We start from the raw sequence: 13,007 nt of genomic DNA, 5'->3' as shown, positions 1-13,007 counted from the left end.
ATTTGACGGCAAAATGCGGCCATCGTCGTCAAACGGAGCACCATCTCCATGGCAAAAAATATACTTCTACTCAACGGACCCAACCTGAATTTACTGGGTACAAGAGAGCCAGAAGTCTACGGTTCGACCTCGCTCAGCGATGTCGAACAAGCAGCTCGGGTCCAGGCAACTGCCGCTGGCGCCCGGCTTGAGCACTTCCAAAGCAATCACGAAGGCGCGCTGATAGACCGCATCCACGCGGCCAAGGCAGAAGGCGTCGACGCCATTGTGATCAACCCCGGCGGGCTCACGCATACCAGCGTCGCCTTGCGCGATGCGCTAACCGGAGTGGCAATCCGTTTTGTCGAGATCCACATCTCGAATATCCACCAGCGCGAAGCATTTCGACATCATTCTTATTTATCGGATGTCGCAGTGGGTGTCATCTGCGGTTTGGGCGTGGATGGTTACCGCGCCGCAATTGATTTTGCCATTAAGAAACTCTAGTAGATAATCTCGCCGTAACTACCGCGTTCTTGCAGATTCTTTGCAACAGCGCTGAGTTGCGTGTCAAAAAAACGAAAATAGCTTTTCACTATTTATATATTCTGAAGGATTGCATATGGATTTGAGAAAACTCAAAACGCTGATCGACCTGGTCGCTGAATCAGACATCGAAGAGCTGGAAGTGACTGAAGGCGAAAGCAAGGTCCGTATCGTCAAGTCGTCTGCATCCCAGCACAGCCAGGTTGTCATGATGCAACCGCAACAGCAACACCCGGCCCAGTACCAGGTCGCGGCGCCAGCACCCGCGGCTGTCGCCGCGCCGGTTGAGGCAGCGGCGGCGGTACCGGAAGGCCATGTGGTTAAATCGCCTATGGTTGGCACCTTCTACCGTTCATCGGCTCCCGGCTCGCCGGCATTTGTCGAAGTCGGCTCGGAAATCAAAGAAGGCGGCACCTTGTGCATTATCGAAGCAATGAAATTGCTGAATGAAATCGAAGCCGACGCTTCCGGCATAGTGAAGAAGATCCTGGTGGAAAACGGCCAACCGGTCGAATTCGGCCAGCCATTATTTATCATTGGTTGATAGTTCCACTCTGAGTAGTCTGTACGGCAGCATCCGTTTCATCCGGATCTAGCCGTTCTGGCTGTCAATGCAGGCAGTACGCTGCAAGGCCCGTATTGCCAGCCCAATGCTTGATAACGCTTAACTTTTAGCGACGCATATACCAATTACTATGTTTGAAAAAATCCTTATCGCCAACCGCGGCGAAATCGCCTTGCGCATCCAACGCGCCTGCCGTGAAATGGGCATCAAAACCGTGATGGTCCATTCCGAGGCTGATCGTGACGCCAAGTATGTGAAACTGGCGGATGAATCGGTCTGTATCGGCCCGGCGCCGTCGAGCCTGAGTTACCTCAACATGCCGGCCATTATCAGCGCTGCAGAAGTCACCGACGCCGAGGCAATTCACCCAGGCTACGGCTTCTTGTCCGAAAATGCCGATTTCGCTGAGCGGGTTGAACAGTCAGGCTTTGTCTTCATCGGCCCGCGGCCGGCGAATATCCGTCTGATGGGCGATAAAGTATCGGCCAAACAAGCCATGATACGCGCCGGCGTGCCATGCGTGCCTGGTTCGGAAGGCGCATTGCCGGAAGATCCGAAGGAAATCATCAAGATAGCGCGCAAGATCGGCTATCCGGTCATCATCAAGGCGGCCGGCGGCGGCGGTGGACGCGGCATGCGCGTGGTGCATACTGAAGCAGCGCTGGCCAATGCGGTGACCATGACCAAGACCGAAGCCGGAGCTGCATTCGGCAATCCGGAAGTGTATATGGAAAAATATCTGGAAAATCCGCGTCACGTGGAAATCCAGATCCTGGCCGACCAGTTCAAGAACGCGGTCTGGCTGGGCGAGCGCGATTGCTCGATGCAGCGCCGCCACCAGAAGGTGATTGAAGAAGCGCCGGCTCCAGGCATCCCGCGCAAGGTCATCGAAAAAATCGGCGACCGCTGCGCCGAAGCTTGCCGCAAGATGGATTATCGCGGCGCCGGCACTTTTGAATTCCTGTATGAAAACGGCGAGTTCTATTTCATCGAAATGAATACCCGGGTCCAGGTTGAACATCCGATCACCGAAATGATCACCGGCATCGATATCGTGCAGGAACAGATTCGTATCGCAGCCGGTGAAAAACTGCGTTTCCGCCAGCGCGATATCCAACTCTCGGGCCATGCCATCGAATGCCGCATCAACGCCGAGGATCCGTTTAAATTCACGCCATCGCCGGGCAAGATCCTGTCATGGCATGCGCCTGGCGGTCCTGGCATCCGGGTTGATTCACATGCTTACGCCGGTTATTTCGTGCCGCCGCATTATGATTCGATGGTGGGCAAGGTGATTTCCTATGGTTCCACCCGCGAGCAAGCGATCAGACGGATGCAGATTGCGCTGTCGGAGATGGTGGTGGAAGGCATACAAACCAACATCCAATTGCACCGTGAGTTGATGATTGACGCTCGTTTTATCGAGGGCGGCACCAACATCCATTATCTGGAACACAAACTGGCGGAACGGCCGGTGGTGGCCAAGGAAACGGATAAAGCGGTAAAGAAATAAAAGACTATTCACCTGCGGGTGATTAGTCATAACGCACAGTAAGGCATCTGATGAGCTGGACCGAAATTGTTATTGAAGTTGCACTGAGCGACGCTGAGACGCTGTCTGATGCGTTGATGGATGCTGGCGCCTTGTCGGTCTCGGTAGAGGATGCTGATCTGGGCACCGCGGCTGAGCAACCCTTGTTCGGCGAACCGGGCATGGAGCCCAAGGAAGCCGCCTGGCAACGCAGCCGGGTGGTGGTGCTGGCCGAGGTCGACGCCGATCATGCGGCCATCGTCAGCAACGCCGCCAAAGCTTGCGGCGTTACGGTCCCGCCCTACTCCCTGCGGCCGGTCGCGGCGCAGGATTGGGTGCGATTGACGCAATCGCAATTTGAACCGATCCATATCGGCAAGAACATCTGGGTAGTGCCCAGCTGGCACGATGCGCCCGACGCCAACGGCCTGATCCTGGAACTTGATCCAGGCCTGGCCTTCGGTACCGGCAGCCATCCCACCACTCGCCTCTGCATGGAGTGGCTGGAAATTAATGTGCCGGCGCAAAAGCCGTTGTCGGTACTCGATTACGGCTGCGGCTCGGGCATCCTGGCCATGGTCGCCAAGAAACTCGACAACCGCAGCACCGTCATCGGCGTCGATATCGACCCGCACGCGATCGATGCGGCGCGCTACAACAGCGAACGTAATCATTGCGACGTCGCCTATTATCTGCCGGAAGATTTCAGCAGCCAGTCCGCGCTGCAAGTATTCGATATCGTGGTCGCCAACATCCTGTCCGGCCCGCTCAAGCTGATGGCGCCCATGCTGTGCAACCGTATCGCTGCCGGCGGCAGCCTGACCTTGTCCGGCGTGCTGGCGGAACAGGCGGCAGACGTCATCGCCGCCTATGCGCAGTGGCTGCCATTGACCGTTTGGGCAGAACAGGACGGCTGGGTAGCGCTGTCCGGAACCCTGAAGTAAGCAGCACATCATGGCGCTCGCGACCCAATGTCCGCATTGTCAAACCACCTTCCGGGTCGCTAATGACCAGCTGAAACTGCGCGGCGGCCTGGTGCGTTGCGGCAGCTGCCGCGAAGTATTTAACGGCATCGAACACCTGGTGCGGCCCGATGTGGCAACACCGGTGGCGACACCGGTCGCAACACCCGCGCCTGCACCCGAACCTGCACCAGAGAAGGAAGCTGGCGCTGCTCAAACCCATGCCATAGTCGCTGACCAAGCTGCCGTAACAGAACCGCACAATATTCCAGACCAGGCGCCGCCGCCGGCGCACATCGCGCCGGAACCGGTACAGGACGCCAAGCCGGTAGTCGCGGTTGCCACCGTGGTCGCTAGCGACCACCCGCTGCCTGCGGCTGGCAGCAATGCGCCGGCCGTCGCACCTGAAACGAAAACCACGGCTTCAGATCGGGTAGAAGCTGCGATTGACGGCCTCGAAGAAGATTTGCGCATCGCTGAAGAGACCAGCCAGTCGGCACCGGCCGATGTGCACCACACGCCTTTCGGCTTGATCAAACCCTCTGCTTCCACCGACTCTGGCAACACAGGAAGCAGCGCGCCGGCGCCGAATGTCTGGCATCGTCATGTCGACGACGAGGTCGAAGACAATCAGATGGCGCGCATGACTTTGATGCAGGTTGCCGGACAAGACGATTACACACAAGCGGCAAAGGCCGAATCCGGCACAACTGCAGCCGGCGATGACGACGAGCTGGATCGCATCATCGATGAGTTGCAGCGCAAACCGTGGCGCGGTGAAAAGAATGCCGCTGCAGTTGCAGCGGCAGCGCTGAACGCAACCGACAGCAGCGGTGACGGCAGCAGCAGCAGCAGAAAGAAAGGCCGCGAGAAAATCTCCGAGCCGGAGTCAGCCGCCGCCGACGAACCCGATTTCGTCCTCAGCGCAAGACGCAAACAACGCATCGGCGGCGCCTTGCGCTGGGCCACGTGGGGTATCGGCGGCTTATTGCTGATCGGGCTGATCGGACAATCGACTTATTTTTTCCGCGACCAGCTGGCAGCGCGCATGCCGCAGCTCAAACCCGTGCTCGTCAGCGCCTGCGCGAAGATCGGCTGCAGCGTTGGCCTGCCGATGAAAATCGACAGTATTTCGATAGAAGCCAATGAACTACAAGCGCTAGACCCGGCCCGCAATCTGTTTTCGCTCAATCTGCTGCTGCGCAACCGCAGCGACACCGTGCAAGCCTGGCCCAACATCGAGCTGACCTTGAACGATGCGAATGACAAGGCGATAGTGCGACGGGTATTTACAGCGCGCGACTATTTGAATCCATCGGCCAATCCGGCCCTGGGCTTCGCCAGTGACCAGGAACAGCCGGTGAAACTGAGCTTCGAATTGTTGCAGTTGAAGGCTTCCGGTTACCGCGTGTATCTGTACTACCCGTAACTAGAATTGATCCGCGCAAAGTTTGCCGGTTGCGCTTAAACTCTATCCCGTAATTATTTTATTTGCGTTGACCATCTGCGCTAACCAGAACATTTTCCACCCTATTTATTTATGACTTCCCTCATCTGCGGTTCATTGGCTTTCGACGTCATCATGCAATTTCCGGGACGTTTTTCGGATTCGCTGTTGGCGGATCAATTGCACAAGATCAGTGTCTCGTTCCTGGTGCCTACCATGCGTCGCGATTTTGGCGGCTGCGCCGGCAATATCGCCTACAACCTGAAGTTGCTAGGCGGTGATCCGCAAATCATGGCGACCATCGGTCAGGATGGCGGCGACTATCTTGAGCGGCTGGATCGACAAGGTATTTCGCGCAAAACCGTGCGCACCATAGACTCGGCCTATACCGCGCAATGCTTCATCACCACCGATGCCGACAATAACCAGATCAACGCCTTCCATCCCGGCGCAATGAATCACTCGCACGAGAACAAGGTGGCCGATGCCGGTCCGGTCAAGCTGGCGATTGTCGCTCCGGACGGCCGCGACGGCATGCTGCAGCACGCGGCCGACTGCGTGGCGCTTGGCATTCCGCTGATCTTCGATCCGGGCCAGGGCATGCCGATGTTCAACGGCGACGAACTGAAGCAGTTCATCGAACTCGCGACCTATATCGCCATGAATGATTACGAAGCTGAAATGCTGGCTTCACGTACCGGTTTATCGCTGCCGCAAATTGCCGAGCGGGTTTCGGCGCTGGTGGTCACGCGCGGTGAACTGGGCGCGGAGATCTTCACCGCCGGCGGCAAGATCGACATTCCTTGCGTCAAAGCCGAACAGGTACTCGATCCGACCGGCTGCGGCGACGCCTTCCGCGCCGGCATGCTGCACGGCCTGAGCAATGGCATGGACTGGGCCACCACCGGCCGCCTATCCAGTTTGATGGGCAGCATTAAGATTGCCCATCAAGGGCCGCAGAACCACGCGCCTAGCCGTGCCGAGATCGATAAGCGATTCCATCGTGAATTTGGTTACCGATTGTAAAAGTAGTACATCAAATCCTATGCCCGACACAGATACTGGGTAGGGTATAGGAAGAAATCAATTAATTTCAGCCATGTTTGCATGGCTGTTTAAACATACTCCCCAAAGTACCGATTCCGGCGTGATACATAACGCTCTTCTCAAGCTGAACTTATCTGCTAGGCTTACATCCAATTTCTACCAGAATCAAGGACGGAGAGCCTTATGAAAAAGCGAATTTTAATTGGCGTGACACTGCTTGGCGCAAGTCTGCTGCTGGGCGGTTGTGTTGCCTATCCTGCCTACCCCGGCGCGTACGGCGGTGACCCATACTACGGCGGCGGTTATTACAGCGGCTACTATGCCCCTGCGCCTGTCTATGTAGCTCCAAGCGTGGGCATCGGTTTAAGCTACTCGCGTGGCTGGGGTGGCCGTGGTTGGGGCGGCGGCGGCTGGCACGGCGGCCATTAATGCGGCCACTAAGCAACTTGCCTGATCTTGGCGGCGGTACAGCGTAGATGGCGCTTCGCTGGCTTATCGCTGGCGCAGCTTGAACAAGTGATTGGACAACTCTGCGATCTCGACGCATGATGCTGCTTATCTTTATCCAGGAGCCCTCATGAAACGACTGATTGCCGCTTTATTGGTTTGCAGTTCTGTTGCAGCACCGGCCTTTGCCGCGCTCAAGGCCGGCGAGCAAGCGCCCCCTTTTACCACGCAAGCATCTATCGGCGGCAAGGTGTATAGCTACTCGTTGGCCGATGAACTGAAAAAAGGCCCGGTAGTGCTCTACTTTTATCCCGCGGCCTTCACCAAAGGTTGCACCATCGAAGCCCATTTGTTTGCCGATGCGATCGATAAATACAAGACACTGGGCGCTTCTGTGATTGGCGTTTCCGCCGACAACATCGATACCCTCAACAAATTTTCCGTCAGCGAATGCCGCAGCAAATTCCCGGTTGCCGCCGACCAGGACCAGCACATCATGAAATCCTACGATTCGGTGCTGCTCTACAAAACCAACTACGCCGACCGGGTATCGTATGTGATCGCTCCGAATGGCAGCATCATTTACGAATACAGCAGCATGGACCCGGACAAGCATGTCGCCAATACTCTGCAAGCGCTGGAACAGTGGAGCGCCAAGCAAAAGAAGTAATGCATCAAGAGAGAAATAAAAAAGCGCGCCGATGACGGCGCGCTTTTTTTCGATCGACTTATTTAGCTCGGTGAGTCAGCTCACGGCCTTGCGCCGATGGGCCTCTAGATTCGGCAAGAATGCCGCCAGCAAACCGATCAGCGGCAGGAAAGAACAAACCTGATAGACGAAACTGATACTCGTCATGTCGGCCAGCTTGCCCAAGGCCGCAGCACCGATACCGCCCATGCCAAAGGCAAAACCGAAAAACAGACCTGATACGGTGCCAACCTTGCCCGGCACCAGTTCTTGTGCGAAAACCAGAATCGCGGAAAATGCGGAAGCCAGGATCACCCCGATCACCACCGTCAGCACGCCGGTCCAGAACAGATTGGCATACGGCAGCATCAAGGTAAACGGAGCGACGCCGAGGATCGATACCCAGATCACCAGCTTGCGGCCGACCTTGTCGCCGATCGGGCCGCCCAGCACGGTACCGGCAGCCACCGCAAACAAGAACACGAACAAATGCAACTGTGCCGACTGCACCGACAGCTGGAATTTATCGATCAGGTAAAACGTGAAGTAGCTGCTCAGGCTGGCCATGTAAAAGTACTTCGAGAAAATCAGCGTCAGCAAGATGCCGATCGAAAAGATGAGTTTCTTGCGCGGCAGCGCCACGTAATGCTGTTTGGCCTTGGATGGCTTGCCTTTCGCCTCCAGGCGCTTGCGCTTGTACCAGTTACCGATCTGCCACAACACCGCGATCGCCAGCAGCGCCGCCGCTGAAAACCAGGCGATGCTGGTCTGCCCGTGCGGGATCACAATCCATGCCGCCAACAACGGCCCCATGGAACTGCCGGCATTGCCGCCCACCTGGAAAATCGATTGCGCCAGGCCGTGACGGCCGCCGGAAGCCATGCGCGCCACGCGTGACGACTCGGGATGGAAGATGGATGAGCCGGTGCCGACCAAGGCTGCGGCGAACAGCAACATGCCGTAGTTAGGTGCGACCGACAACATCAGCAAGCCAACCAGGGTAAAGCCCATACCCAACGCCAGCGAATACGGCTTGGGATGTTTGTCGGTGTAGAAGCCTACCAGCGGCTGCAAGATCGACGCGGTAATTTGATAAGTCAGGGTAATCAAGCCGATCTGCGCAAAGCTGAGATTGAAATTTCCCTTCAGCAGCGGATAAATCGACAAGATCAGCGACTGGATCATGTCATTCAGGAAGTGGGCAAAACTGATGGCGCCCAATACCCGAAAACCGGTTTTTTCGGCGTCGTGCGATTCCAGCAAGGGGGAAATCGGCTTGGCAGCGGTTTGCATGGTGGTGAGATATATAGATGGAATAAGGCGAGTTGGAATAAGGCGCAAATAAAACAGGAAACGGATTTTTGTCATTTGCAAAACAGCAGTGTAAGCAAAAAACCGGAGACTGTTTTAAGATAGAAAGACATAATTTGTCGCATTTCTGCCATTCTGCGATTATCTATCTATGCCAGCACAAATACTTACCCATACCAAGATCGGCTTGCTGGACGTGGTGCCAGACGCCCTGCACCCGGTACGCCTGCGTGCACGCGATCTTGCCGCCGCCGAGCTGCTCAGGGCGCACTCACATCCCTGGGGCCAGGTTACCTATGCGCCGGAGGGCGTGTTGCGCGTCAGCGTCGGCAACAGTACCTGGATCGTGCCGCCGCTTAGGGCCATCTGGATTCCACCGCTGGTGGAGCATGAAATCGCGACCATGGAGAAATCGCAGTTGCGCGCCTTGTACATCGACACCGATGCGGCGCCGTTCGACGGCCAGGATTGCATCGTGCTGGAAGTCTCGACCTTGTTGCGTGAATTGATCGCAGCTCTCACACAAACCGACGATGGCAGCCGGCGTGAATCCTTGCTCGGCCAATTGATACTGAACGAACTGGGCGCGGCAAAAACTCCGGGCATACGCATCTCGCTGCCGACCGAAAAACGCCTGCACGCAATTTGCCAAGCCTTGATTGAAACACCTGACTCAAGCATGACGCTGGCCGGCTGGGCCGAACAGGTTGGCGCCTCGGAAAGAACCCTGGCGCGTTTGTTTGAACGCGATCTGGGCATGACTTTCGGCCAGTGGCGGCAGCAGATCAGGCTGGCGCATGCGGCGTCGATGATCGCGCGCGGCATGCCACTATCGCTGGTCGCTGCCGAACTGGGGTATGCCAGCCAGTCGGCCTTTTCCGCCATGTTCAGGAAAACCTTCGGCCAATCGCCATCGACTTTCTTCGCACCAAAAAAATCCAATCAAGCTGCCGCTTAGCATAAGCAAGCGATGCGGAAATCGCGCTGCCGCAGATCATGCGTAAGCGTGAAGGAACTGGGTGCGGGAGAGTTGACGCGAGAGCCTGCTGTGCCGTCGCCCATCTGACGGGACAGCAAGCATTGGTCAGATGAGCTGCTGTTTTTTGCTTGACTACGCGGCGCGCCGCTTAGTGAGGAACGGTATCCTTGAACGACTGGCGTTCAGACAATTTCTCAAACAGTCTGGCCAGCGTCGGATAATCTTCGCGCCAGGTAATCTCTGGAAAACGGAAGCTGAGCCAGCCCAAGGCGCAACCGACTGCCACATCGGCCAGCGAATAGTGAGTACCGGAGCAGAATGGCTTTTCTGCTAAACCCGCCGCCATCGCTTTCAGGCCGGCGTCGATCTTGCGTTGCTGGCGATCGATCCAAGCCTGGCTGCGCTCGCCCTCGTGGCGCTGGGTGCCTTCCAGACGGATCAATACGCCGGCGTCCAGCACGCCGTCGGCCAGCGCTTCCCAGCATTTCACTTCGGAACGCTCGCGACTGTTAATCGGAATTAATTTGCCAACCGGTGTCAGGGTATCGAGATATTCGACGATCACATGCGAATCGAACATGGCGCCGCCGTCTTCCATCACCAGGCAAGGCACCTTACCCAAAGGATTCGAAATGTGAATCTTGGTGTCGGCAGCCCAAACGTCTTCCAGCAAGAACTCGTAGTCCAGCTTCTTTTCCGCCATCACTACGCGTACTTTGCGGACAAAGGGACTAGCAAGGGAACCGATCAGCTTCATATGTCACTTATGGTAAAAAAATGTTGGCTGATTATAGCATTCGCCTCCAGCGACTTTGTTCGTCGACGCCCCCGTCCGCACGCAAAGCGGCATATTTACCACGGTGCAAATGGTAAAATTCGGTTTGGCTTGTTTTTGCCTTGCATTGTTGCCTGAACTCAACGCTTACTTAGTTGCGCCTGGTTACAGTTATGCAGCAGTTTTCTTGTGCTCATACGGCAACGCCGTGCTTTGCAAAATAGAAACAAGCGGCCCGCCGAACTGGCCTTATCTTCATTCACCTCTATAGCCATCATTATCATGTCTCTTTCCACGCTTTCCGCCCTGTCTCCGCTGGATGGCCGCTATGCCGCCAAAACCGACAAACTGCGCCCAATCCTGTCCGAGGCCGGTTTCATGCACCACCGGGTCAAGGTTGAAATTGCCTGGTTGCAAGCGTTGTCGAATGCCGGCTTCGCCGAGATCAAACCCTTCTCCGCCAGCGCCAGCGCGCTGCTCGACAAGCTGGCAAGTGATTTCAGCGAGACCGATGCGGAACGTATCAAGGCTATCGAAGCGGTCACCAATCACGATGTCAAAGCGGTCGAATACTGGCTCAAGGAGCAAGTCAAGGATGTGCCGGAACTGGTAGCGGCTTCGGAATTCATCCACTTCGCCTGCACCTCGGAAGACATCAACAACACCTCGCACGGCATGATGCTGAAAGCCGCGCGCGATACCGTGCTGCTGCCGGCCTTGCAGCAAGTGATCGCCAAGCTGACCGAGCTGGCGCACACCAATGCCGATTTGCCGATGATGTCGCGCACCCATGGCCAGCCGGCCAGCCCGACCACGCTCGGCAAGGAAATCGCCAACGTCGTGGCGCGCCTGCAACGTGCGGTCAAGCGTATCGCCGCAGTGGAAATCCTGGGCAAGATGAACGGCGCAGTCGGCAATTACAATGCCCACCTGTCAGCCTATCCCGGCTTCGATTGGGAAACTTTCTCCAAGAACGTGATCGAACAGCGCCTGGGCCTGAGTTTCAATCCGTACACGATCCAGATCGAGCCGCACGATTACATGGCCGAGCTGTTCGATGCGATCAGCCGCAGCAACACCATTCTGCTCGATCTGAATCGCGATATCTGGGGCTACATCTCGCTCGGTTATTTCAAGCAGCGCACCAAGGCTGGCGAAATCGGTTCCTCAACCATGCCGCACAAGGTCAACCCTATCGATTTTGAAAACTCCGAAGGCAACCTGGGCATGGCCAACGCGGTGCTCAAGCACATGTCGGAAAAGCTGCCGCTGTCGCGCTGGCAGCGCGACCTGACCGATTCAACCGTGTTGCGCAATATCGGCGTCGGCCTCGGTTACGCGATCCTGGCTTACGACAGCTGCCTGCGCGGCTTGAACAAGCTGGAAGTCAATCCTGGCCGTCTGGCGGAAGACCTCGACGCCACCTGGGAAGTGCTGGCAGAGCCGGTGCAAACCGTGATGCGCCGCTACGGCATTGAAAATCCGTACGAGCAATTGAAAGAACTGACGCGCGGCAAAGGCATCTCCAAAGATGCATTGCGCGAGTTCATCCTCAAGCTGGAAATTCCGCAAGAAGCTAAAGACCACTTGCTGGCCATGACGCCGTCCAACTACATTGGACATGCTGCAATGCTGGCAAAAAAAATCTAAGGCTCAGCATACTGCCAGACCAAAAAAAACCAGCCGGAAGGCTGGTTTTTTTATAACCCGACAATGTAGCGCCTTACACTACCGCGCCGTCAGTCTCATCTTTTTCCTTGATCGGCTTGATCATGTCTTCGCGTTTCACACCCAGCCACATTGCCACTGCCGCCGCCACGAACACCGAAGAATAGATACCGAACAGAATACCGATGGTCAGCGCCAGCGCGAAGTAATGCAACGCCGGGCCACCGAAGACGAACATCGACAACACCATGATTTCAGTACTGCCGTGGGTGATGATGGTACGGGAAATCGTGCTGGTGATCGCATGGTTCATGACATCGGCGACCGCCAGTTTGCCAAAGCGGCGATCACGGAAAGTTTCGCGCACCCGGTCAAACACCACCACCGATTCATTCACCGAATAACCCAATACCGCCAGGACCGCCGCCAGTACGGTCAGCGAGAACTCCCATTGGAAAAATGCGAAGAAACCGAGAATGATGACGACGTCATGCAAGTTGGCGATAATCGCCGCCACCGCATATTTCCATTCGAAGCGGATGGCCAGGTAGATCACAATGCCGATGATCACAAACAGCAGCGCCATCAAGCCGTCATGCGCCAGTTCATCGCCCACCTGCGGTCCGACAAACTCGGTGCGTTTCAATGCCACGTCGGCGTCCTGCTGCTTCAAGGCCTCCAGCACGGTAGCACTTTGCTGGTTTGAATTCACGCCCTTTTTAGCCGGCAGGCGAATCATCACATCCTGCGCGGTACCGAAATTGGTCACCTGGTTGTCGGTATAACCGAGACCTTCAACCACCTTGCGGATACCCTCGATATTGGCCGGCTTGCTATACGCGACTTCGATTACAGTACCGCCGGTAAACTCGATTGACAGATGCAGACCTTTCGAGAACAGGAAGAATACGGCAAATACAAACGTCAGCGCCGATATCACATTGAATATCAATGCGTGGCGCATGAACGGAATATCTTTTTTGATACGGAAAAGTTCCATCACATTCCTTTTGGTTCACACCAATGATTCTTATCTGTGTGGCCGCGCATCCAAGGATGCGC

General features: G+C 56.2%; 13 protein-coding genes. 10 read left to right on the top strand and 3 right to left on the bottom strand.

The window, feature by feature from the left end:
- Positions 1 to 48: 48 nt before the first annotated feature.
- The 8 genes from aroQ to VNZ60_RS06360 all read left to right on the top strand — a co-directional run bounded on the left by aroQ (position 49) and on the right by VNZ60_RS06360 (position 7,194).
- Positions 49 to 486 carry a type II 3-dehydroquinate dehydratase gene (gene aroQ / locus VNZ60_RS06395; protein ID WP_325657589.1) on the top strand — a complete coding sequence of 146 codons (438 nt, stop codon included), beginning with the start codon at positions 49 to 51 and terminating at the stop codon, positions 484 to 486.
- 115 nt (positions 487 to 601) lie between these two features.
- Positions 602 to 1,069, top strand: a complete 468-nt coding sequence (gene accB, locus VNZ60_RS06390) for an acetyl-CoA carboxylase biotin carboxyl carrier protein (protein WP_325657588.1) — start codon at positions 602 to 604, stop codon at positions 1,067 to 1,069.
- Positions 1,070 to 1,220: 151 nt separating this feature from the next.
- A complete protein-coding gene (accC, locus tag VNZ60_RS06385) occupies positions 1,221 to 2,603 on the top strand; it encodes an acetyl-CoA carboxylase biotin carboxylase subunit (protein WP_325657587.1) in 1,383 nt (460 codons plus the stop codon).
- Between the two features lie 50 nt (positions 2,604 to 2,653).
- On the top strand, positions 2,654 to 3,565 hold the full coding sequence (prmA, locus tag VNZ60_RS06380; RefSeq protein WP_325657586.1) for a 50S ribosomal protein L11 methyltransferase: 912 nt from the start codon (positions 2,654 to 2,656) through the stop codon (positions 3,563 to 3,565).
- 10 nt (positions 3,566 to 3,575) lie between these two features.
- Positions 3,576 to 5,012 carry a DUF3426 domain-containing protein gene (locus VNZ60_RS06375; protein WP_325657585.1) on the top strand — a complete coding sequence of 479 codons (1,437 nt, stop codon included), beginning with the start codon at positions 3,576 to 3,578 and terminating at the stop codon, positions 5,010 to 5,012.
- Positions 5,013 to 5,123: 111 nt separating this feature from the next.
- Positions 5,124 to 6,056 carry a carbohydrate kinase family protein gene (locus tag VNZ60_RS06370; protein WP_325657584.1) on the top strand — a complete coding sequence of 311 codons (933 nt, stop codon included), beginning with the start codon at positions 5,124 to 5,126 and terminating at the stop codon, positions 6,054 to 6,056.
- 204 nt (positions 6,057 to 6,260) lie between these two features.
- Entirely contained in the window at positions 6,261 to 6,506 is a 246-nt protein-coding gene (locus tag VNZ60_RS06365) for a hypothetical protein (RefSeq protein WP_325657583.1), read from the top strand.
- 148 nt (positions 6,507 to 6,654) lie between these two features.
- Entirely contained in the window at positions 6,655 to 7,194 is a 540-nt protein-coding gene (locus tag VNZ60_RS06360; RefSeq protein ID WP_325657582.1) for a peroxiredoxin, read from the top strand.
- A 75-nt stretch (positions 7,195 to 7,269) separates the two neighbouring features.
- Here VNZ60_RS06360 and VNZ60_RS06355 read toward each other — a convergent pair whose 3' ends face one another.
- A complete protein-coding gene (locus tag VNZ60_RS06355; protein ID WP_414648786.1) occupies positions 7,270 to 8,580 on the bottom strand; it encodes an MFS transporter in 1,311 nt (436 codons plus the stop codon).
- 94 nt (positions 8,581 to 8,674) lie between these two features.
- Here VNZ60_RS06355 and VNZ60_RS06350 point away from each other — a divergent pair, with 94 nt between their 5' ends.
- The gene (locus VNZ60_RS06350; RefSeq protein ID WP_325657581.1) at positions 8,675 to 9,481 is read left to right on the top strand and encodes an AraC family transcriptional regulator; all 807 of its coding nucleotides are present in this window, start codon (positions 8,675 to 8,677) and stop codon (positions 9,479 to 9,481) included.
- A gap of 169 nt (positions 9,482 to 9,650) precedes the next feature.
- Here VNZ60_RS06350 and VNZ60_RS06345 read toward each other — a convergent pair whose 3' ends face one another.
- Positions 9,651 to 10,259, bottom strand: coding sequence for a glutathione S-transferase C-terminal domain-containing protein (locus tag VNZ60_RS06345; RefSeq protein WP_325657580.1), 609 nt, complete (start codon positions 10,257 to 10,259; stop codon positions 9,651 to 9,653).
- Between the two features lie 300 nt (positions 10,260 to 10,559).
- On the opposite strand from VNZ60_RS06345, the gene purB reads away from it, so the two are divergent.
- Positions 10,560 to 11,927 (top strand): adenylosuccinate lyase, encoded by a 1,368-nt coding sequence (gene purB / locus VNZ60_RS06340; RefSeq protein WP_325657579.1) that lies wholly within the window; start codon positions 10,560 to 10,562, stop codon positions 11,925 to 11,927.
- Positions 11,928 to 12,000: 73 nt separating this feature from the next.
- On the opposite strand, the gene secF is transcribed toward purB, so the two are convergent.
- Positions 12,001 to 12,945 carry a protein translocase subunit SecF gene (secF, locus tag VNZ60_RS06335; RefSeq protein ID WP_325657578.1) on the bottom strand — a complete coding sequence of 315 codons (945 nt, stop codon included), beginning with the start codon at positions 12,943 to 12,945 and terminating at the stop codon, positions 12,001 to 12,003.
- Positions 12,946 to 13,007: the final 62 nt, after the last annotated feature.

Source organism: Collimonas sp., assembly GCF_035566375.1.
GTDB lineage: Bacteria > Pseudomonadota > Gammaproteobacteria > Burkholderiales > Burkholderiaceae_D > Collimonas.
The sequence above is the reverse complement of the archived record's forward strand: the minus strand, read 5'-3'. Positions and strand labels throughout refer to the sequence as shown.

What these genes read in the sequence shown, in the direction of transcription:
- VNZ60_RS06365 (WP_325657583.1), top strand. Translation starts at nt 6,261, where the DNA reads ATGAAAAAGCGAATTTTAATTGGCGTGACACTGCTTGGCGCAAGTCTG.
- secF (WP_325657578.1), bottom strand. Translation starts at nt 12,945, where the DNA reads ATGGAACTTTTCCGTATCAAAAAAGATATTCCGTTCATGCGCCACGCA.
- accB (WP_325657588.1), top strand. Translation starts at nt 602, where the DNA reads ATGGATTTGAGAAAACTCAAAACGCTGATCGACCTGGTCGCTGAATCA.
- VNZ60_RS06350 (WP_325657581.1), top strand. Translation starts at nt 8,675, where the DNA reads ATGCCAGCACAAATACTTACCCATACCAAGATCGGCTTGCTGGACGTG.
- purB (WP_325657579.1), top strand. Translation starts at nt 10,560, where the DNA reads ATGTCTCTTTCCACGCTTTCCGCCCTGTCTCCGCTGGATGGCCGCTAT.
- VNZ60_RS06375 (WP_325657585.1), top strand. Translation starts at nt 3,576, where the DNA reads ATGGCGCTCGCGACCCAATGTCCGCATTGTCAAACCACCTTCCGGGTC.
- VNZ60_RS06360 (WP_325657582.1), top strand. Translation starts at nt 6,655, where the DNA reads ATGAAACGACTGATTGCCGCTTTATTGGTTTGCAGTTCTGTTGCAGCA.
- prmA (WP_325657586.1), top strand. Translation starts at nt 2,654, where the DNA reads ATGAGCTGGACCGAAATTGTTATTGAAGTTGCACTGAGCGACGCTGAG.
- VNZ60_RS06370 (WP_325657584.1), top strand. Translation starts at nt 5,124, where the DNA reads ATGACTTCCCTCATCTGCGGTTCATTGGCTTTCGACGTCATCATGCAA.
- aroQ (WP_325657589.1), top strand. Translation starts at nt 49, where the DNA reads ATGGCAAAAAATATACTTCTACTCAACGGACCCAACCTGAATTTACTG.
- VNZ60_RS06345 (WP_325657580.1), bottom strand. Translation starts at nt 10,259, where the DNA reads ATGAAGCTGATCGGTTCCCTTGCTAGTCCCTTTGTCCGCAAAGTACGC.
- VNZ60_RS06355 (WP_414648786.1), bottom strand. Translation starts at nt 8,580, where the DNA reads ATGACAAAAATCCGTTTCCTGTTTTATTTGCGCCTTATTCCAACTCGC.
- accC (WP_325657587.1), top strand. Translation starts at nt 1,221, where the DNA reads ATGTTTGAAAAAATCCTTATCGCCAACCGCGGCGAAATCGCCTTGCGC.